Origin of the sequence: Spiroplasma tabanidicola (genome assembly GCF_009730595.1) — a bacterium.
Taxonomy (GTDB): Bacteria; Bacillota_I; Bacilli_A; order Mycoplasmatales; family Mycoplasmataceae; genus Spiroplasma_A; species Spiroplasma_A tabanidicola.
Genome location: NZ_CP046276.1, coordinates 790,851 through 813,300 on the forward strand (window position 1 = coordinate 790,851; position 22,450 = coordinate 813,300).

The 22,450-nt window shown below is 24.6% G+C and carries 18 protein-coding genes and 1 pseudogene; 4 read left to right on the forward strand and 15 right to left on the reverse strand.

The window, feature by feature from the left end:
- Window positions 1-8: 8 nt before the first annotated feature.
- Genes carB through STABA_RS03580 form a run of 5 tightly spaced genes read right to left on the reverse strand, consistent with a single transcriptional unit; the run spans window position 9 to window position 7,397 of the window.
- Entirely contained in the window at window positions 9-3,194 is a 3,186-nt protein-coding gene (gene carB, locus STABA_RS03560) for a carbamoyl-phosphate synthase large subunit (protein WP_156006619.1), read from the reverse strand.
- 2 nt (window positions 3,195-3,196) lie between these two features.
- On the reverse strand, window positions 3,197-4,273 hold the full coding sequence (locus STABA_RS03565) for a carbamoyl phosphate synthase small subunit (protein ID WP_156006623.1): 1,077 nt from the start codon (window positions 4,271-4,273) through the stop codon (window positions 3,197-3,199).
- Window positions 4,258-5,532, reverse strand: coding sequence for a dihydroorotase (locus STABA_RS03570; RefSeq protein WP_156006625.1), 1,275 nt, complete (start codon window positions 5,530-5,532; stop codon window positions 4,258-4,260). Before STABA_RS03570 ends, STABA_RS03565 begins: the two co-directional genes overlap by 16 nt.
- Entirely contained in the window at window positions 5,532-6,437 is a 906-nt protein-coding gene (locus tag STABA_RS03575; protein ID WP_343031699.1) for an aspartate carbamoyltransferase catalytic subunit, read from the reverse strand. Before STABA_RS03575 ends, STABA_RS03570 begins: the two co-directional genes overlap by 1 nt.
- Window positions 6,438-6,461: 24 nt before the next feature.
- Window positions 6,462-7,397: a dihydroorotate dehydrogenase gene (locus STABA_RS03580; protein ID WP_156006627.1), complete on the reverse strand. Its 936-nt coding sequence runs from the start codon at window positions 7,395-7,397 to the stop codon at window positions 6,462-6,464.
- 557 nt (window positions 7,398-7,954) lie between these two features.
- Between STABA_RS03580 and STABA_RS06095 the strand changes: the two are divergent.
- Window positions 7,955-9,306, forward strand: a pseudogene (locus STABA_RS06095) (ISNCY family transposase).
- A gap of 148 nt (window positions 9,307-9,454) precedes the next feature.
- Here the strand turns inward: STABA_RS06095 and STABA_RS03595 are convergent.
- The 3 genes from STABA_RS03595 to STABA_RS03605 form a co-directional block, all read right to left on the reverse strand.
- Window positions 9,455-10,681 (reverse strand): serine hydroxymethyltransferase, encoded by a 1,227-nt coding sequence (locus STABA_RS03595; RefSeq protein WP_156006633.1) that lies wholly within the window; start codon window positions 10,679-10,681, stop codon window positions 9,455-9,457.
- Window positions 10,682-10,761: 80 nt separating this feature from the next.
- On the reverse strand, window positions 10,762-12,213 hold the full coding sequence (locus STABA_RS03600; protein WP_156006635.1) for a glycoside hydrolase family 32 protein: 1,452 nt from the start codon (window positions 12,211-12,213) through the stop codon (window positions 10,762-10,764).
- A gap of 6 nt (window positions 12,214-12,219) precedes the next feature.
- Complete coding sequence (locus STABA_RS03605; protein WP_156006639.1) at window positions 12,220-13,830, reverse strand: PTS transporter subunit EIIB; 1,611 nt, start codon at window positions 13,828-13,830, stop codon at window positions 12,220-12,222.
- A 175-nt stretch (window positions 13,831-14,005) separates the two neighbouring features.
- On the opposite strand from STABA_RS03605, the gene STABA_RS03610 reads away from it, so the two are divergent.
- Window positions 14,006-14,665, forward strand: coding sequence for an MBL fold metallo-hydrolase (locus tag STABA_RS03610; protein ID WP_156006640.1), 660 nt, complete (start codon window positions 14,006-14,008; stop codon window positions 14,663-14,665).
- A 121-nt stretch (window positions 14,666-14,786) separates the two neighbouring features.
- Here STABA_RS03610 and STABA_RS03615 read toward each other — a convergent pair whose 3' ends face one another.
- Both STABA_RS03615 and STABA_RS03620 read right to left on the reverse strand, forming a co-directional pair.
- Window positions 14,787-16,112 (reverse strand): amino acid permease, encoded by a 1,326-nt coding sequence (locus STABA_RS03615; protein WP_156006642.1) that lies wholly within the window; start codon window positions 16,110-16,112, stop codon window positions 14,787-14,789.
- The gene (locus STABA_RS03620; RefSeq protein WP_170264698.1) at window positions 16,102-17,136 is read right to left on the reverse strand and encodes an alpha/beta hydrolase; all 1,035 of its coding nucleotides are present in this window, start codon (window positions 17,134-17,136) and stop codon (window positions 16,102-16,104) included. The genes STABA_RS03615 and STABA_RS03620 overlap by 11 nt, the downstream gene beginning before the upstream one ends.
- 293 nt (window positions 17,137-17,429) lie before the next feature.
- On the opposite strand from STABA_RS03620, the gene STABA_RS03625 reads away from it, so the two are divergent.
- Window positions 17,430-17,990, forward strand: coding sequence for an IS3 family transposase (locus STABA_RS03625; RefSeq protein ID WP_156006644.1), 561 nt, complete (start codon window positions 17,430-17,432; stop codon window positions 17,988-17,990).
- A gap of 41 nt (window positions 17,991-18,031) precedes the next feature.
- Window positions 18,032-18,586 carry an IS3 family transposase gene (locus STABA_RS03630; protein WP_281349618.1) on the forward strand — a complete coding sequence of 185 codons (555 nt, stop codon included), beginning with the start codon at window positions 18,032-18,034 and terminating at the stop codon, window positions 18,584-18,586.
- A 179-nt stretch (window positions 18,587-18,765) separates the two neighbouring features.
- Here the strand turns inward: STABA_RS03630 and STABA_RS03635 are convergent, their stop codons facing one another.
- The 5 genes from STABA_RS03635 to rmuC form a co-directional block, all read right to left on the reverse strand.
- The gene (locus STABA_RS03635) at window positions 18,766-19,278 is read right to left on the reverse strand and encodes a DDE-type integrase/transposase/recombinase (protein ID WP_156006648.1); all 513 of its coding nucleotides are present in this window, start codon (window positions 19,276-19,278) and stop codon (window positions 18,766-18,768) included.
- Entirely contained in the window at window positions 19,224-19,532 is a 309-nt protein-coding gene (locus STABA_RS03640) for an IS3 family transposase (protein ID WP_156006649.1), read from the reverse strand. The genes STABA_RS03635 and STABA_RS03640 overlap by 55 nt, the downstream gene beginning before the upstream one ends.
- A gap of 229 nt (window positions 19,533-19,761) precedes the next feature.
- Complete coding sequence (locus STABA_RS03645; RefSeq protein WP_156006651.1) at window positions 19,762-20,019, reverse strand: hypothetical protein; 258 nt, start codon at window positions 20,017-20,019, stop codon at window positions 19,762-19,764.
- Between the two features lie 91 nt (window positions 20,020-20,110).
- A complete protein-coding gene (locus STABA_RS03650; RefSeq protein WP_156006653.1) occupies window positions 20,111-21,133 on the reverse strand; it encodes a hypothetical protein in 1,023 nt (340 codons plus the stop codon).
- Window positions 21,134-21,244: 111 nt separating this feature from the next.
- Window positions 21,245-22,414 carry a DNA recombination protein RmuC gene (rmuC, locus tag STABA_RS03655; RefSeq protein WP_156006655.1) on the reverse strand — a complete coding sequence of 390 codons (1,170 nt, stop codon included), beginning with the start codon at window positions 22,412-22,414 and terminating at the stop codon, window positions 21,245-21,247.
- Between the last annotated feature and the right edge of the window lie 36 nt (window positions 22,415-22,450).

A 22,450-nucleotide genomic window follows, 5' to 3' on the forward strand; every position in this document is an offset into this window, starting at 1 on the left:
TCTTCTTTCTATATTGTATTTAATGAGAAATTTCGATATTCTAAAACTTCTAAAATTGCTTCAACTGTATCAAATGATGTAAATAAAGGAATTTGTGCTTCAATTGCAGTTCTTCTTATAATTAAATCATCTTGACTATATAATTTTGACTGATCTTTATTTTTTGTATTTATAACAATATTGACTTCTTTTGATTTTAATAATTTTAAAATATTATTGTCAGCATTATTTTCTTCAATTTTTGACACTTCACTAACAGCTAAATTATTTTCTCTAAATTTTTTAGCAGTTCCTTTTGTAGCATATATTTGAAATCCTAAGTTTTTAAATCTTTTTGCTAGCAATAAAGCATTTTCTTTGTCATCCCCAATAGTGAATAATATATTCCCGTGTTGAGATATTGATATACCTGTTGCTTCAATTGCTTTATATAGTGCTTTAAAGTAATTTCTATCTCATCCCATAACTTCTCCAGTTGATTTCATTTCTGGTCCTAAATCTACATCTACTTCTTTTAGTTTTAAGAATGAAAATACTGGAGCTTTTATATAGATATTTTTTTCTTCATTTTTGTTATTAATTTTATCTTGTAAATCTTTAAGTTTTTTATCAAACATTACACTAGTTGCTAAATTTACTAAATTTACATTTGTAATTTTGCTCATAAATGGAACAGTTCGACTTGATCTAGGATTAACTTCAATTACAAATAAGTCATTATCTTTTACAATAAATTGAATATTTATAATTCCAACAACTTTTAATGCTAATGCTATTTTTGTAGAAGTTTCAATAATTTGCTTTTTCATTTGCTCAGATAAGTTTTGGGGAGGATATACCGCCATTGAATCGCCTGAGTGAACCCCTGCTTTTTCAATATGTTCCATAATCCCTGGAATAAATACATCACTTCCATCACTTACTAAATCAATTTCATATTCTTTTCCTTGAATATATTTATCAATCAACAAACCATTGTTATTACTTTCATTAATTGCATTATCAATATATGAATCAAATTCTTTTTGGTTATTTACAATATGCATTGCTTGACCACCTAAAACATAACTTGGTCTTAACAAAATTGGATATCCAATTTCTTGTGCTACTTTTAATGCTTCATCTTTGTCTGAAACTGTTTTTCCTAAAGGTTGTAATATATTCAAACTTTTTAATAGTTTTTCAAATTTTTCTCTACTTTCTGCAGCGTCTAAACTTTCTAATGATGTTCCTAAAATTTTTACACCATTATTTTCAAGTTTTTGAGCAAGATTAATTGCAGTTTGACCTCCAAATTGTAGAATCACACCATATGGTTTTTCATAGTTAATAACATTCATAATATCTTCAACTGTTAAAGGTTCAAAAAATAATTTATTTGATATTGAAAAGTCAGTAGAAACAGTTTCTGGATTTGAATTTATAACAATTGCTTTATAACCACATTGTTGAATTGCTTTAATACATTGAACTGTTGCATAATCAAATTCTATTCCTTGACCAATTCTAATTGGACCCGATCCCAATACAACTATTGATTTTTCTTTAAAAGGTATACTTTCATTTTCTGTTTCATAACTACTATAAAAATAAGGTGTAGTTGACTCAAATTCTCCAGAGCATGTATCAATCATTTTAAATACAGGAATAATATTATTTTTAATTCTAAAATCATATATATCTTTTTCTTTTTTGTTTCACAATTTTGCAATTATATAATCAGAAAATCCTTTTTTCTTTGCATCTTTTAAAACATCTAAATCATCTTTATGTTTTTTTAGTTCATTTTCTAAATTTACTATATTTTGTAATTTTTCTAAAAAGAAAACATCAATTTTTGTAGCTTCATGTATTAAATTTATTTCTAAGTTTCTTTTTAAAAGCTCTGAAATTATAAATAAACGATTATGATTTGGAATTGCTATCATTTCTAAAAGTTTTGTAGTTTCAGTATTTTCAAACTCTATTGATTCAATATGATATTTTTTATTTTCTAAAGATCTAACAGCTTTTAATAACGCTTCTTCTATATTTCTACCAATAGCCATAACTTCACCAGTTGATTTCATCTGTGAAGTTAATCTGAAATCTGCATTTAAAAATTTATCAAATGGTCATCTTGGAATTTTTGCAACTACATAATCTAAAGTTGGTTCAAAAAATGCATAAGTAGATTTTGTTACTGGATTTATAATTTCATCAAGTGTTAATCCAACAGCGATTTTTGCAGAAATTTTTGCAATTGGATATCCAGTTGCTTTACTTGCTAAAGCAGAAGATCTACTAACTCTTGGATTTACTTCTATTACATAATATTGAAATGAGTTTGGATCGAGAGCAAATTGTATATTACATCCACCTTCAATTTTTAATGCTTTAATTATTTTCAAAGATGAGTCTCTTAACATTTGATTGTCTTGGTCGCTTAATGTTTGAGTTGGTGCAAAAACTATTGAATCACCAGTATGCACTCCAACTGGATCAAAATTTTCCATATTACATACAATTATTGTATTGTTGTTTTTATCTCTTACAACTTCATATTCTATTTCTTTAAAACCTAGTAAACTTTTTTCTAATAAAACACTTTTCACAGGTGATTCTTGGATTCCTTGAGTTACTATTTTTATCAACTCTTCTTGGTTGGAACAGATTCCCCCTCCACCCCCTCCAAGTGTAAATGATGGTCTAATTATTAAAGGATAGCCAATTTCATCTGCAACTTTAAGTGCTTCATTAATTGAAGAAACGACTTCACTTGGTGCAATTGGTTCATTTAAATCATCCATTAAATTTTTAAACAATTGGCGATCTTCTGCTTTTTTGATAGCTTCAAGTTTTGTTCCCAATACTTCAATATTTAATTTATTTAAAATTCCAGTTTTTTCAATATCAACAATTAAATTTAATGCAGTTTGTCCTCCAAGTGTTGGTAAAATTGCATCAGGATTTTCTTTAATAATTATTTTTTCTACAAACTCAACTGTCAAAGGTTCAATATAAATTTTATCAGCAATTTCTTTTTCAGTCATTATTGTAGCAGGATTAGAATTTATCAAAACAACTTCATAACCTTCTTCTCTTAAAGAAATGCAGGCTTGACTACCTGAATAATCAAATTCTGCTGCTTGACCTATAACAATTGGTCCTGATCCAATAACTAATATTTTTTTAATATCTGTTCTTTTTGCCATAATTATTTAACTTTACCTTTCTCAATCATGCTGATAAATTTATCAAATAAATAAAATGAATCACTAGTTCCTGGACATGAGTCAGGATGGAATTGTACTGAAAATGCATTTAAATTATTATAAGATATTCCTTCCACTTCATTATCATTTAAACTTCTATGAGTTATAGTTGCTTTTTTAAAATCAATTGTATTTTCATCAACAACATATCCATGGTTTTGCGAAGTTATACATGAACGATTATTTTCTAAGTCTTTTACAGGATGATTTATACCACGATGTCCAAATTTCATTTTCTTAGTTTTAAAATCATTTGCTAATGCTAATAGTTGATGTCCTAAACAAATTCCAAAGATAGGAACTTTTCCTATTATATTTTTTATAACTTCAATTTGTTCTGTTAAAACTATTGGATCTCCAGGACCATTACTTAAAAGTATTCCATCCACATTCATTTCTAAAATTTCTTTTGTAGATATATTGTATGGGGCAACAATGACATTACAATTTCTTTTTATTAATTCTTTTGTTATAGAAATTTTTAATCCATAATCAATTAGTAAAATATTTCACTTACCTCCATAAATATAATATTTATTTTTTGTTGAAACTTGTTCAACACTATTTGAAGGTATATTATAATTTTTAAGTTCTTTTTTTACTTTTTCAATATTTTTTGCATCACAAACTATTGCAGCTTTCATTACACCATGTTGTCTGATTTTTTTTGTAAGCATTCTTGTATCTACATCACAAATTCCAGAAATATTTTTTTGTTTTAAAAATTCATCTAACGAAATTTTATTTCTAAAGTTTGACCCGTTAATTGCAAATTCTTTTACAACAACACCATTACATGAAGGAGTTAAAGATTCATTGTCTTCTAAATTAATTCCATAATTTCCAATTAAAGGATATGTAAAAGTTATAATTTGATTATTAAAACTTTGATCAGTGATTGACTCTTGATATCCTGTCATTGCTGTTGAAAAAACTAATTCAGCAATTACATCTTTATTTGCTCCTAATGCCTTACCTTCTATTATTGTGTCATCTGATAAAACTAATCATCTTTTCATTTTATTTCTCCTTCAAATATTGTCAATTTATTTTTTCCAAATAATTTTTTATTTAAAAATGGGGTATTTTTTGATTTTGATTTTATAAAATTTTCATTAATTTCAAATTCTTCTTCTAAATCTCAAACTACTAAGTTTGCATTTTCTTTTTCTGCAATTATATTTTGTTTTAAATTGAATATTTTATTTGGATTACTATGCATTTTTTTTATTAACTCTGATAAAGATAATAAATTTTTTTTAACTAACTCTGTATATAGAATACTAAAACTAAAATCTAATCCTATCATTCCGAAGTTAGCCTTATCAAATTCTACATTTTTTTCATCTCAGTGATGGGGTGCATGATCTGTTGCTATACAATCAATGGTTCCATCTTGTAAACCTTTTATCAATGCAAGTCTATCTTCTTCTTTTCTAATTGGTGGATTAATTCTAAACAAACCACTATTTTTATTAAACATTTCAGATTGAAGAATTAAATGATTTGGTGTTACTTCACAAGTTATATTTAAACTTTTTTTATGTTCTCTAATTAAATCTATAGATTTTTTTGTAGTAAGATGTCCAACATGATAATTACAATTTATATCTTTTAATAATTCTATATCTCTTTTTAATTGTTCTACTTCTGAGTCTTGACTAAAAGTATTTAAATTATATTTTTTTGCTAAGCTACAATCATCAATGTATCCATCTTTTTTTATACTTTCAGTTTCTAGATGAATAGAAATTATAGAGTTTGTTTTTTTAATTTGTTTTAAAATTTTTTTCATAACTTCTTTTTTTTGAATTCCAAAACCATCATTTGAAAAATATTTTGCTCCAGCTTTTGATAAACTTTCAAAATCAACTAACTCATCACTATTTAGTTTTTTTGTTGCAGCACACATTTGAAAAATATTTAAAAAAGATTTTTCTTTAATCATTTTTTTTATTTTTAAATAATCTTCAACATTATCTGGAACTGGATTCAAATTTGCCATTGCACAAAAAGTTGTTACTCCTCCAACCAATGCACTTCTTGTAACACTTTTTAAATCTTCTTTGTATTCATAACCTGGTTCTCTAGTATGAACATGCACATCTATTAAACCTGGTGTTATAAATTTATTATTTGCTTCATAAACTAATAAATCTTTTTCATTAACTTCAATCATTTGACTTATTTTTTTTATTATTTTATTTTCAATTAATATATCTTTTTTTACAAGTAAATCATTTTCAAAAAACTTAGCATTTTTTATTAGTAGTTTCATTAAAACTTATCTTTCAATACTTCTTGTAGTATTGCCATTCTCATATATAAACCATTATTCATTTGCTCAAGTATTTTTGATTTTTTTGATTCAACTAAATCTGAATCAATTTCTACATCTCTATTAACAGGACAAGGATGCATAATGATTGCATTATCTTTTAATTGATCATATCTTTTTTTATTTAAACCATACTCATTTAAATAATCTATTTCAATTTGATCTTCTTTTGTTTGTCTTTCTTTTTGAATTCTTAATAGCATCATTACATCAATATCATTTATAAACTCATCAATGTTTTTGTATTCACCAAAATCTTTGTAGCTATTTTCAAATCATTTTTTAGGTCCAAAGAAATATATTTTTGCACCAAGTTTTTTTAAAATTTTCATATTTGAATGTGCAACTCTTGAATATTTTAAATCTCCTAAAATTGCTATTTTTAAATTTTTAAATGTTTTAAAGTTTTCATATATTGTCATCAAATCCAATAATGATTGAGTTGGATGTTCTCCATCTCCATCTCCACCGTTTATGATTGAACATTTAATATTTTTTGAATTAATTAATTCTTTGTAATATTCTTTTTGTTGATGTCTAATCACCAAACAATCAACTTCTAAACAACTCATTGTCAAAACTGTATCATATAAAGTTTCTCCTTTATTAACAGAACTAGTTTGAGGATTAAAATTTATTACCTCCATATTTAATTTTTTTTCTGCTATTTCAAAACTCTTATGAGTTCTAGTACTTGATTCAAAAAATAAATTTGCAACAATAGTTTTTTGATTAATTTTTTTTATATTTTTATTTTTTTTAAGATCTAAAGCTTTGTTAATTAAAGCACTAATTTGATCTAAACTTAAATCTTCAATTTGTAACAGATGTTTCACTATTTTCAACTCCTTAATATGAAAACTTTTTTATTATTTATTATTTCAATTTCTTGTTTTTCTAACACTTTCCACTAATTGTTCAACAGATTCAAAGTTGTATCTTTTTAAATCTTTTTCAAAGTTAATTGCCATTTTGTATGCTGCTAAAGGATCATACATAATCGCACTACCAATTCCAACAGCACAAGCTCCTGCTAATAACATTTCAATAGCATCATCATTGTTAAATATTCCTCCAACCCCAATAATTGGAATATCTACTTCATGAGATATTTCATTTACTATTTTTAAAGCAATATGTTTTAAAGGTTTTCCACTCATTCCTCCATATTGTCTTGTTAGAACAGATTGTCCTGTATGTAAATCTAATCTCATTCCGGCTGGAGAGTTTAATAATACAATTGCATCAACCCCAACTTCTTTACAAATTCTTGCTGTTTTTAAAATGTCTGCATTATTGTTTGAAATTTTTACTAATATAGGTTTTTTAGAAACTTCTTTAATTTTTGTTAATAAGATTTTTATTCCTTCTGCATCAGATTCAAACATAATGCTTTTATTGTGAACATTTGGACAAGAAATATTTAATTCAATAGCTGTTATAAATTCAATTGGATTTAACATTTCTACCATTTCAATGTATTCTTCCATTGATTCTCCTGCAATACTTACAAATGTAGGAACATTCATTTCTTCTACAAATGGTAATTTCATTTCAATAAATCTTTTAATTCCAGCATTTCTTAAACCAACTGAATTAATGTATCCATCTTTAATTTCAGCAACTCTAGGACTTGGATTTCCTTTTCTCGGTTTATAAGTAACTGTTTTTGTTGTAATTGCTCCAAGAATATCTAAATCATGAATTGTATCTAAGTATTCTCCATTTACAAATGGACCTGATGCAATTGTAATTGGATTTTTTAAAATTATGTTGTTTATTTTAGTAGTTAATTTTGAGCTCATTTATTTTTCCTTCTTTCTAGTAATTTACATATAAAAAAAACCGATATATTAGCAATATTTAAAGTTGAAATACAAAACATAAAATAATGTTTTATATAAGCTTTTATTTACTAATATATCGGTTTGATTATTATCTTTTAAAAAGTGTTGTGTTTGCTGTAATGTAGATAGATATAATGGGATATCTTTGTAACAAGAACAATCAATTATAAAATTTTTTATACCTATATCAAATATAGATTTATTAAATTGCAAAATATGAAAAAATGATGTACCAATACACTGAATGTTTGATATGTTCATTTTTTTATATCTTCCCATAATAGTACCTCTAAGTGAAAATAACCTAAATATCTATTTAATAGATTATTATTTTCAAAAGTTATAATAACTTATTAAATAATAAATGTCAAACTTTATTAATATAGATTTTATTCTTTTGTGTCAATAACATATGATATTTTCCCTATATATAACAAATAAAAGTTTCCCAAATATATAATTTATAAGGGTGATTTAAATATGAGGAGATATTTAAAAATGAATAAAAAAATAAAATGGAAATAATTAAAGCTGTAATTGATGAAAAACTATCTAAAAAAGCTGCAGCAATAAAAATCTGTCAAACAATAAGAAATGTTAACTTATTAATTAATAAATATAAAAAGTATGGTTACACAGCATTTATTCACAAAAATACTGGAAGAATATCAAATAAAAAAATGAAACATCAAATAAGTGATCAAATTATTGACTTGTACATTAATAAATATGAAGAATATAATTATAAACACTTTCTAGAAAAACTTTGATCAAATCATCAAATAAGTGTTTCATATACTTACTTAATCAACTTATTAAAAAAGAATAATTTATATTCACCAAGAATTCATAAAGTAACTAAAAAAATGATTAAACAAAAAATTACTAACTTATTAAAAAATGAAAATATTAAAAAACTTGAGAAACGAGAGTATTTAAATACTTTGCTTTCAATAGAAAATATTCATCCTATGCAGAATCGAAAAACAGAGTTTGGTGAGCGCTTGCAAACTGATGCATCAGTCCACTACTGAGTTGATAATGAGAAATGGTATTTACATGGTTTTATAGATGATGCTACAGGTAAAGTTTTAGCTTTATATTTTGATAAAGAAGAAACTCTTATGGGATACTACAATATAACAAAAAATTTTTATTGGAGTAAGGGGTTCCAAGAGAGATACTTACTAACAAAAGAACTGTATTTTGAAGTCAAAAAGAAAAAGAGTCAGATCTTCACTCTGACTCTTTAACACAATACGGATTCTTATATCATAACTTAGGAATAAAGCTAACAACTTCAAGTGTTCCTCAAACAAAAGGCCGTATTGAAAGGTTGTGAAATACACTTCAAGATCGCCTACCAAAGGAACTCAAAGAAAATAATATATCAAATATAAATGAAGCAAATTCATTTTTAAATGAATATATTAAAAGATATAATTCACAGTTTTCCCTTCAATTAAATAATATCATTAACTCTTTTGCTATTTTTAAAGAACATAAAAACATTGACTTTTATTTATCAAGAAGATTTGAAAGAACTATTAATAAAGGTTCTACAATAAAATACCAAAATAAATTTTATTTACCACATTCGAATGGCGAGCCAGTCTTTTATAAAAATAAAACAAAAATTTTTGTAGTAGAAACTTTTGATGGGCAATTATATTCAAACTCATTTAGTGAATGAATGCCTTTAATTGAAGTTCAACAAAACTCCACTTATAAAGAAGCTTATGAAGATAAAAGTGTTTCTGATATAAAAAAAACACATAAGCAAATCAAAACAAATAGTCCATGAAAATATACTAATTGAATATTTTACAAAAACTCTAAAAATAAAGTTTTGGGAAAAATTGATTAGTTATTGACATTACAATTTACAAATTGCCGAATTAATAATATGAACTTAGTTATAATTTATGAACATATAGCAAAATAAATACCTCAATATATCTTTAAAAAAAGATTTTGTTTTTTATAAAAAAAAAAAAAAATATTAAATACTTATATTAGTATTTAATATTGTTATAAATTGGAAAATTATCACATAAAGTTTTAACTTCTTTTTTTAATGATTCTAGATCTTTATTATTTAATGCATCAACTATTATACGACCAACTTGTTCAAATTCTTTTTCTTTGAACCCTCTTGTGGTCATAGCAGCAGTTCCTAATCTTAAACCAGAAGTATTAACTGATGATTCAGTATCAAAAGGGAGTAATTCTTTATTACATACAATTCCAATTGACTCTAAAATTGCTTCTGCTTTTTTTCCTGTTATATTAAAAGCAGTTTTTACTTCAATATTTAATAAGTGATTGTCTGTTCCATTTGTTAAGACAAAAATATTATTATCCATTAAAACTTTACATAATGCTTTAGAATTTTTAACTACTTGATTTGCATATTCTAAAAAACTTGGATCACTTGCTTCAATTAAAGCTTGAGTTTTTCCTGCAATTAAATGTTCTAAAGGTCCACCTTGAACTCCTGGAAATACTGCACTATCAACTTTTTTTGCAAATTTTTGCTTACAAAAAATCATTCCTCCTCTTGCTCCCCTTAAAGTTTTATGAGTTGTTGTTGTAACAACATCAGCAATTGGACAAGGATTTGAATGTGCTCTTCCAGCAACCAATCCTGCAATATGAGCCATATCTACCATTAAATATGCCCCAACTTCATCTGCTATTTCTCTAAATTTATTAAAATCTATTTCTCTTGAATAAGCACTTGCTCCAGCTAAAATCATATTTGGTTTAAATTCTAACGCTTTATTTCTAACTTCTTCAAAATCAATATAATAAGTATCTTTATTTACTCCATAAAAAGCAAATTCATATACTTCTCCTGAAAAGTTTAAGTCAAACCCATGAGACAAGTGTCCTCCAGCTCTTAAATCCATTGCTAAAACTTTATCACCTGGTTTTAAAAATGCTTTATAAGCAGCTGCATTTGCTTGACTTCCTGAATGTGGTTGAATATTAACATGTTCTGCATCGAATAATTTTTTTGCAACATCAATTCCTAATTGTTCAACTTTATCAACATTTAAACAACCACCATAATATCTTCTTCCAGGATATCCTTCTGCATATTTATTTGTAAAAATTGATCCATTTGCAATTAATACAGCTTCTGAAACATAGTTTTCACTAGCTATTAATTCTATATGATCTTGTTGTCTTTTCATTTCTGCATTTAATGATTCTCTTATAATTTCATTTAATTTCATATTTTCTCCTATTAATATAAAAATCATAACATTTTATAAAAAAAATAAAATGTTATTTCAAATTAACATTTTATTTATTGTTATTTATATATAATAGGTTTAATATCTGATACTTCAAGATCTTGCTCATTAGAAAATTCAATTCTATTAAAGTTTTTAACAAAAAATCTTGATGTAAATACTGTTTTATAATCATCTGCAAATAATTCAATAGATGAAGAATCAATAAACATTTCTATAACTTGAGATTTATTTTTAACTTTTCTTTTAGCATATCTAGTTGTTTCAAAATCTCAACTTACTTGTGAAGTTTGTTTAGATCTATCCATAATAATCTCATCATCATTAAATATAACTACTAAATACTCATTTTCATCATTTATAATTTTAAATTCTGTATTGCCTTCTAAATTAAATTTAATGTGTTTTGCTTTGTTTATATTTACTATATTTGTTTTTATATTTTTTTTATTAAACAAAGTATTTTTGCTAAATTCTTCATATGGTTTTTGAACTAATAAATCATTTTCAATAGTCATTTCTCTAGGAATAGTCAACATTGAGTGTCATGAGTACTCGTCTGTTGGATATTGAACATCACAAATACCAAATCATCCATAAACTACAAGTTTGTTATTTGCTCAATAAGTTTGAGGAGCGTATCAATCATAACCATAATCCATTGTAATTAATGGGAACTTTTCATTTAGTTCTTTTGCTTCTACATCAAATTTATCTAAAATAGTATAAACAACATTTCTAGAACCATTTAATTCATACTTATTGTTTTTATCAAAATATCCTTCAGCTGAAATGAAAAATAAATACTTATCATTTATAACATCAAGATTAGGACATTCTCACATATATCCATATGTGTTATCTTTTAGACTTGGTTTTAAAATAGTTTTATACTCAAATTTGTCATAATCTTTCATTTCATAAATAGCCAAACCACCTTGGTCATCATCTTTTGTTCTAACTCCAAAAATCATATATTTTTTACCATTATGATCAAAAATTTTAGGATCTCTAGCATGAGGTGTAAATTTTTCACTATCTCAAGGAACAGCTATTCTCTTGTTAATAATTTTTCCATCTTCAAAGTCAGCTACTAACTGAACTTCTTCTGTCATATTTCCTTTTCCATCTTCCATATTACCTGTGTAATAAATTTTTACAGTATCTCCAAAATCATAAGCACTTCCTGAAAAAGCACCAAATAATTCTTTTTCATGATCTGGTGTAACTGATACACCTTTATCTTCATAATCTACAAAATTTTTTGTTGTTACATATCTTCAATGTTTAAAACCATGGTATGGTTCAACTGGAGATCATTGATAATGAATATGATGAACTCCATCTTTAAATAATAATCCATTTGGGTCATTTACCAATCCATTTGGTGATGCAATATGATAAGTTGGTCTATAGTAAATATCTTTTTTTACAAGTTCATTTGCTTGATCATAATATTTTTTATCAATATCAAATCATTTTTTTCATTGTATTTCTTTTATTCTTTTCATTCTGAATTAACCTTTACTTTCTACTTTTGTTTTTTTTACTTCATTAGTTACTCCAGGAACAGGAGCAAAATCTCTTTCTAAAATAGACTTAGTCAATTTTTTAAAGTATTTAAGTCTTGATAATAAAATTGTTGCTAAGAATGTTGTACCTATTGTGACAATAATTGCTATAGCCATTCATAAGAATCCTGTACCCCCTCAAGTATTCATATCAAAACCAGGTCTTGTTGATGCTTGAGGAATTACTGTCAAGAATACTAGAAGTGAACATGGACCCATTGTTGTTAAAACTCCTGATGCAGTTGTAACAATTACTCCTGCTGTTGTTCCTATACTTACAGCAATTACAGGGAATAAAAATCTTAATGCTACTCCAAATAATGCAGGTTCAGTTGAACCTCCTACAAAAGCAATCAAATATGCAGGTACTGCTGTTTTTTGTAACTCTTTATTTTTTTTATTCATTATAGCAAATGCCATAACACTAGTTGCAACCGATATATTTAATTGTGTAAACATTGGGTTTATTGAAGTTGCATTATAAGTCATAAATTGTTGTAAAGCAACCACTACAAATATCTGAATAAATCCAGTCACCACTAGTCAAGGTAGTAACAATGCAAATAATGGATTAAACACAAATTTTGCAATATTGTGAGTTGTTGCTCATAATACAGCTATATTCATTCCATAAGTTATTAACATCCCTATTGGCGCCAATAATAATTGACCTATAAAAAATGCAATCAACATTACAGAAGGGATTCCAAATATCTCTTTTACAACACCAAATTTTATTTTTCTAACTAACCTTTCTAAATAAACTGCTGTAAAAGCAATCAATACCAATGGAAGTATTTGACCTTCATATGAGATTTTTCATGGATAACCACTTGCTAAATCTGAAAAAGATCAATTAACACTATCAGTTCCAACTTGACCATTTTGTCCTCAATCAAATAATGGTCTACCAGAATTCATAAAGTCATTTGTTGTAACCATGTCTTTTCCACAAAGCACAACCCCTAAAGAAATACCAATAGCTTCACTACCTTTCATAAGTTTAAAAATAGATCATGGTATCAAAATACTAAATGATAATGCAAGTGCTTTTTGAAGAGATTTTAAAATACTTCCTAATGTTTTTGAAAACTCTCCTGTATCCTTTATTGTTGAACCATTAACTTCAATACCATTTATTATATTTTCTATTGTTGAAATAATCGATAAAGTAATTAAATAAGGAATAATAGGCATAACCAATAGTCCAATACCATCAGTTAAAGTTTTAAAAAAACTTTTTTTTGTAGTAAGTTTTACATCATAAAAATTAACTACTCTTTTCAAAGAAACTCCTAGTGATGATAATAAATCTTTATTAAATTGCTCAATATCTTTTTTAATTACAAGTTGAACTAAATTTTCATTTACAACAACACCATTGATTAATATATTTTCTTTTAGTGAATTGATTTTAACAATATCTATATTTTTAACTTTAATTCTGACTCTAGTTGCACAATGACTAACGTTTTCAACATTTTCTGTATTACCTAAATCTTCTGCTATAGCAATAATATTAGTATCAATAGTATTTTTTTTACTAAAAATTTTCATTTTATTTCCTTTCATAGATACATCATTAACATATCGATATAATTAAATCATAAATTTTATGTTTTTTTTAAAAAAAATGGAAAATTTACCAAAAAAATAAATTCATTTCCATTTGTATTAATATATATTTAATTTAAATTAGAAAAATTTTTACTTAATTTAAGGAGATACAAACATGGAAATAAAAGTATTTCAAAATGAGTTATTTAATAATGGTAATTCTTATTTACTTATAAATGATAAAAAAGAAGCAATTTTAATTGATCTTGCAAATAAAGCAGATGAAATTTTAGAATATATTGAAAAAAATAATATCAATTTAACAACAATTTTAATAACTCATGGTCATTTCGATCATTTAGTAAGCATTGAAAAAGTTTTAACTAAGTTTAATAATTTAAAATTGTACATAGGAAAAGAAGATGAAGTTTGCTTATATGATCCTGAAATGAATGCTGGAGCAAGTAGAAATAATTTTTGAAAACTAGAAAATAAATATAAAAATACTATATTGATTGATAAAAGTATTTCACTTAATATAAATGACTTTAATTTTGATATTTATCTTATGAAAGGACATACTCCTGGAACTGTATTTTATCATCTAGTTGATTTAAATTATATGTTTTGTGGAGATACATTGTTTAAAGAAAAGATTGGATTTCATGGCAAAGAAATGAAAAGATGCAATGATGATATATTTAAAAAATCTATTCAATTTTTATACACAAATAAGTTTAAAGATACAACATTGTTTCCAGGTCATCATGAATCAAATATAAAAATATCAGAGATTAAAAAAATTAATATTATTGCAAATGAATTTATAAAATAAAAATCTTGTACAAAAATATTTAAATAATAAAAAAAGAAACCAAATATTATAAGATATTTTTTGTTTCTTTAAGGTTGTTTATTCTATTTGTTAATTTTAGTTTTTATCTCTTTTTTATTTTCTAATTTTTTTGAATATGAAATTTTAAAAATCCAGCTGGAATAATCAAAATAACTATTAAAATCATTACAATTGGTTTTCAAATATCTGCGGTTTTTATCCCCATAAGTAATAGCATAAACGATCCAACTAAGGTTAATATACAAGCTAAATATGAAAATGCAGCAAAAGTATAAAACAATCAATCTTTATATATTTTTTTATAATCTTTATCTTTAATTCTTAAATATATTACATTTGTTGTCATTAATGTTTTTAAAGCGCTTACCGCAAGAGAAAAGTATCCCAATAAATCTCTAATATCATTAAAAATGATATAAACAGTTGCTAACAACATTAAAAGTAACATTGAATTAAGTGGTTTATCTGAAAGTTTTGAGTTTTTTAAAAAATGTTTAGATAAATCTTTTTCTTCTGCCATTTTTTTTACCAAAACTGTTTGATAAACTAAATAAGAATTGATAGCCCCTATAAATAAAACTATAGCGATTGAGTTGAATACCATTTTTGCTCATTTAGGAGTATTTGCAAAAACATTCAAGAATTTATTAGTTCCAATATTACTGATTGATAAGATTGCAACTGCATAAACTATATAAACTATTGCAACAATTATTACTCCTACAAAAATAACTCGTGGTGTAGTTTTTTCGGGGTTTTTTGTATCTGCTGCTACATAAGTTGGAATTTCAGTTCCTGAATATGAAAACATAGTCATTGTAATTGCAGGAATTAAAAGTGATCCTCCAATATAAGCATCTTTTAAATTTTGCTTCATAGTATTAGAACTTAATAAATCATCGTTTACTCCATAAATTAAAGCTAGTATTAAAATAAACAAAATTGGTAAACTTTTAATAACAAGAAATACTATTTGACTATTATAACTAAAATTTCTAATAAATATTTGACTACCTCCAATAATAAATAATATAAAAATAGATATAAACTTTCATAAATATTCATTATCGTATCCTGAAAATTCTTTAATAATATTTGTAATTGCCAGACTAGCTGTTGCTATTGCAACAGCTGATACAAATAACATTAAAACTCATCCTAATCAAAAAGCCATAACTTTTCAGTTTGCCCTTCTTAGTCAACTATATGCTGTTCCATTTTCTTTAAAAGAAATTGTTGGTTCTACCATTATAAATGTTTCAGGTAAAATTATAATTCCACCAATAATTCACGCAAATATCATTAACAAAGGATTGTTTTGACTTAAAGCAAATACACTTCCATAAGTTAAAATAATACTAGTTCCAATTGTTGCAGTTAAAGTCATTGCTAAAACTGTTCAAAAACCCATTTTTTTATTTTTCATTGTTGAATTTCTCACTTTCTTTTGCAAAGTTTAAAGTTTTTAATAAATAATCATTATAATAATCACTTATCATATAAACATGTTCTGAACCTTCTGGTGTTCAAATTTCACTTTTTATATTAGTTTCAAATTTAATTTTTTTATTATACATATCTCAACTCATTTGATAATCAATAAATGTATCACCTTTTCCATGCACAAAAAATATTGGAATATTTTTATTTAAATTCATATGTTTTAATAAATTATATTTATTTTGATTTGTTTTTGTTAATTTACTAAACTTTTTAGTATATCCTAAACTAATTAGTCATCAAGGTTTTTTAAAATAATTATTTTGAATATAGTAGCGATACTGTAGTTTGATACTACTAAATCCACAATCTGAAATAACTCATTTAATTAAATCTTGATAACTTCCAAATTGAGAATATAAAACTGAAGTAGATGCGCCCATACTATTTCCAATTAATCCAATTGATTCAATTTCATATTCATTTTTTAGATTAGCTATAATTTCATCAATAATTTCAACACATGAATAACCAATATCTGTATATTTACCATAGCTTTTTCCATGAGCAAATGAATCAAATGTTAAAATGTTATAACCTTGTTTGTAAAAATGATGAACTAATCTTAGTCCTAAAAATTTATCTTCTGTTCAACCATGTAATCCAAATACTCATTTTTTAGAGTTAGCAACAGTTGCCTTAATACAGCTAATATTTCCTTTTTTTGTTTTAATATCATATTCTAAAATCTCTTCTGATTTAAAAGAATCAAATTTTAAGTTCATTTTTTTAAGATCTCAGTAGTGATATTCTAAGGTGTTTGTTAACGTTGGTATTAATTGATAATATTTGTTGTCTCCTTTATACTTGCCATATCGAGGATAAGTATAACAAAAATTTTTAAAGCTATTAAAATGTTTTTTCGACTTAAAATAAATAATCGGAAATAAAATAACGGTCAAAATAATTGTTAATAAGTTATAAGTATATTTTTTCATTTTTTTTGACATATCTTTATCTTTCTATCATTTTTAAATTACAAAAAAATTTTAAATTAAAGTTTTTGAATATTTTTTTCAATATTAAAATATTTATTTTTAAACTAAGAAAAAATAAGTATAAGTAGACTAATTAAAAAACTGGTCTACTTTGAACATCTAAAATAAAATTGACAGTAAAAAAGTACTTTTATTGTTAAAATTTAATTGAAAGGTGTTCTTTTTATACGGCAAAACAATGATCAAAACAAGAAAAAATTAACATAGTTAATGAGGCAAAAGAAGTTAGAATAATTAATACTGCAGTGAAATTTAATTTAAGCACCAGTACTATTAAGAGATGAAAACATGAAATAAGAACTAAAGGTGAAGGTGCTTTAGAATGAGGTAATGGAGTTCAAGCTAAAAGTAATATTAAGAAATTCAAATCTCATGATTGGTTATTTAAAGATCCTGATGATATGAGTTTAGAAGAATTGAGAGAAGCGTTAAAATTAGAGCGCGCTTTAAAAAAGCATTTGGCGAAAACTGTTAAGGAAAAGTACTTCGCCATTTTTAATGCGAAAAAGTGTTTTTCATTAAAAATAGTTTGTGAATACTTAGGAGTATCAAGATATGGTTATTTAAAATGATTAAAGACAGGTAAACCTAAATACAAAAACTATGATACAAAAATTGCTAACAAAATCATTTATATACATAATCTTTTTAAAAAACGTTATGGCTACAATATGATTACACTCATGTTAAATAAGTATTTTAAAATGAACTTAAAACCTTGGGTTGTATACAGATATATGAAAATATTAGGCATTAAGGCAGTCAAAAAGAAAAGAGTACCGATTATGATAAATCAGGTCCATTAAGATTTAAAAATATTTTAAACAGAAATTTTAAAGCAAATAACTTAAATGAAAAATGGGTTACAGATGTTACTTACATTAAAACAAGTTCAGGGATGGTTTATTTATCAGTCATTAAAGACTTATACAGTTCAGAAATAGTAGATTGAAAACTTTCTAAAAGACCTGGTAATGAACTTTGCCATACAAATTTAAAATCTGCAATCACAAAAAAAGTTAAACCAAAACTTATTCATTCTGATCAAGGTTCGCCATACACAAATGAAACTTGAAAATATTTATGTGATTCTAATAATATAAAGATTTCTATGTCGAGAAGAGGAAATTCTCCTGATAACGGTGCATGTGAATCGTTTTTTGGAACTTTAAAAAACGAGTGTATTTATACTTATAAAGTAAATGAGCTAAATTATTCTAATATATATAATGTAATTTCTGATTATATTGAGTTTTATAATTACGTAAGACCTATATTAAAGTATAAAAAAACTCCATACAAATTCGTATGGAGAAAGTATCTTTTTAATGTCAATTTTAATTGACAAGTTCAACTTAAGTTTCTTTTTTCTTTTCTAATAACTATTTTTTTGCAACTATAAATTGTAAAATAAATGTGCATGGTTATGCAAATGCTTGAAACTAAAAATGAGTTAGATCAACATTACAAATGTTTTTAATAGCAATTTTTAATAGAACTTAGTTTTAAACTAAGATCTAAATAAAAAATAACAATTTATTAAAATGCTAAATATACTTTGTCAAGTATACATAATGTTTTTTATAAGAATGTTTCAACATAGTTTGAAACATTCTTTTTATTTTGTGTTAGTTTTAAATAAACATAGGCTGGTGGGGTTTTATGTTTTACCATTATTCTTTCATAATTATAAAATTCTATGTAATTATCAATTGATTTTTCTAAATCTAAAAAGTTATTTTGTTTTAGTTGTTGTTTTCATTCTTCTTTTAATGATGAAAAAAAAGTTTCACACATTGCATTATCTATAGAATTGCCGGGCCTAGATAACGAAATAATAATATTATTTCTTTTAGCATATCTTTTCGCAAATATAGAAGTGTATTGATTTCCATTGTCAGAATGAATCATAAGCTTTTTAGATAAATCATTTCTATAAAAAGATGCCTTTTCAAGCGTTTTTCTATATAGTTCAACATCATTTTTTAGTGATAATTTATGACCAACAATAAAACCAGTATTAGCATCTTTAATAATGCTTAAATAAGCAAACTTTTTATTAAAGGTATATAAGAAACATCAGTTACTCAACATTCGTTTTTTAAAAATATTGATCAGTTTCTATTGACGTAATTTGGACCATGAGTAATTGTTTTAATTTCTTTTGGCTTTCTATACATTTTTTTTACCCTTATAATTGAATATAATTTGAATATTTTCATAATCCTAGCTACTTTGGTTTGACTTACCTCTAAACCTTGATTATTTAAAATAATTCTAATTCTAGGTGATCCATATATTCCATTATTATTTGTAAAAATATTTTTAATCTTAAGAGCTAGATTCATATCAATTTTTAAATCATATTCTGGTTTACCTTTACAGCATCATCTATAATAACTTGCTCTTGTAATTTTAAATAGTTTACATAATGATAAAACAGTGTACTTATTTTTATATTTCTCTATGGTTTTATAGTAATTTATTACTCTTTTTCTGAATCCTCCATTAGTTCACTGAGTTTTTTTAAAATTTCATTCTCCATTTCTAGTCCTTTTAATTTTTTATTTAATTCTGCTATTTTTTTATCTTTTGAATTTTTGAATTAATCTTAATTTTACCATTGTGCTTGTTGTGCTTTCCATTTTTAGAAATAAGTGCTGCTTCTCTATAAATTTCTCAATCTATAAACATCCTTCTAGCTGCTGAATAAGAAATGTTATAAATCATTGATAATTTTTTGTAAAAAATATGCTCATTGAAATGTTTATTCACAAGATCTTTTTTAGCGTTTAAGTCTAAAATTGTTGATTTGTTGCCTTTATGATTTGCCATATAAAAAATTCTCCTTGTATAATTTTATGTTTTTTTTAACATAATGTATACTTAGAGAATTATATTTAATAAGTTAATATTAGTTTTTATTTTACCTATCCACTTTTTCATTAGCACCTTTTTTTTCAAATTTTATTTGAATAAAATTAGAATATGCTGAATCTTTATTATAAGTTGACATAAGTTCTGGTCCAACATGTTCTTCTTCATTTCAATAATCTAATTTAACATCATTTGTAGTTAATTTATAAGCTTGTCAAGGTTTATCTTCTCTACTTGTATTTTCTGAACCATTTCATGCTTTTAATACCTCTTCTAAAGTGGGATGATCTCCTTCCATATCAATTTCTCCAAGATCAACAATTGCAGTGTCTACTATATCTTGATATAAATTAATTCTTGAACATTCAACATGAACTATTTTTTCTAATCCATCATATTTTAATAAAATTGGTGCTACAAAATAATATTTTTCTTCTTCACCTTGTCCACTATCTATATATTTTTCTAATTTATATTTTATTGTAAATACACCATCACTATTATTAGAAGATGTTTCAGGAGTTATTATTTTTAAGCATTTAGCATCTCTTTCTTCACTTGGAACAATAACTTCTAATTTTTGGTTTACTACTGGATTATTAATTCTTATAGAAAACGATCTTTCTTCAAATACTTTAATATATAAATTGATTTCTTCTTGTGCAAAACTTGGTTTTAATTGTACATAATTATAAGTAATAGTAGTTGATCCAAATACTTTTGTAGAAGTTGCTAAAGCTTCAATTTTTGCTTCTTTTAAAGTTGGATCACTTGAAAATTTAACATCACTTGTAGTAAAAAATTCTTCTTTATTTACATCTAAAAGTTTAGATAAAATATCTTGTAAAGTTGGTAATTTATTACTTCCTTTAATATCTCCTAATTCTTTAATTTTTATAGAATTTAAATCTCTTTTAGTATGTGTTGAAGAAGTTGATCCTCCTTGATTTGTATCATTGTTATTATTATTGTTTTGGTTTGTATCAGCTGGTTTTTTATTACACGCAATAATTGAACCTGTTGAAAATACTAAAATGTTTAAACTGTTTAATAGTAATAATAATTTTTTCATTTTATCCTCCTTTTTATATAGTTATATTTTATAATTTTTAAATACTAGATCTATAAATAACTTAATATTTAACTTATTATTTTTTCAATTTAAGTTATTTTTACTAAATGATTATAAATCATCTTTTATATTATTTTCTATTGATAAATTTTTATACATTTTTTTCAATGAGTTATCTTTTTTCATGACTTCTAAATATTGATCATGAAGTTTTTTTATTATTTCAAATAGTTTTGTCATTTCTTCATCATAATTTTCTATATATTTTAAAATTTTTTTTAAGATATCAATTTTCTTGTCATAACTACTAATCATTTCAAAAAGATTCATATAATTATCAATTGAATAAATAATAGCAGTTAATGTACTTGGACCTGCAATTATAACTTTACTTTTAAATGCATAATCTATCAATTGAGTTTGCTCACATAAAAAAGAAAATATACCTTCACTTGGCACAAACATTACAGAATAAACCGTTTTATCTTCTTCACTTATGTATTTCTCGGTTTCTTTAATTCTGTTTTTACAATCGTTAATAAATTCATTCAAATATTTTTTATACTCTTCAGAAGAAAGATCTAAACCTGACAACTTTTCAAAAGCATTAAATGGAAACTTAGCATCAACTGGAATATTAATAAATTTTGTAGAATCACCTTTTATAAATAAATCTACTATTAAACTTTTGTTATCATTAGTTTTTTTTATCATTTTATATTGGGCTTCGTATAAAATATTATCAGATTTTTTTAGATTGACAATATTAGATAAAATTCTTTCTAGCATGTATTCACCGGCTTTACCTGCTTTATTATTTTGACTTAATAAATTATCTAAACGACTAACCTTTTCTTTAACTTCGCTAATTGGTATAGTTTTTTCATTTATTGCTTTTAATGCTTCTTCTAGTTTTGTAGTGGAACTATCTAATTTATTTTTTGTTTCGTTTGCTTGTTTTAAAATAAAATCTCTAACTTGTCTTTCGGTATCATTTAAGTTTTTATCTGATTTTGAAGAAATATCACTTAAAAATGTTTTAAGATCAGACTCTGATTTAGTAATAGTATTTTTTTGTTCACTTATTATATTGCTTAATAAAGTATTTATATTAGTTGCTCTTTTTTCGTTTTCAAGTTCTAAATCTCTTTTTAGAATTTCTATATCATTTTTGTCTACACCTTCTATTTTTACATTACTTTTTCTAGTGAAAAAAATAATCATGAAGATTGATATCAATATTATTACAATTGATAATAAAACTATAATTACAGTTTGCATAATTTAACCTTTCACCTTTTTTATACTTTTTAATTA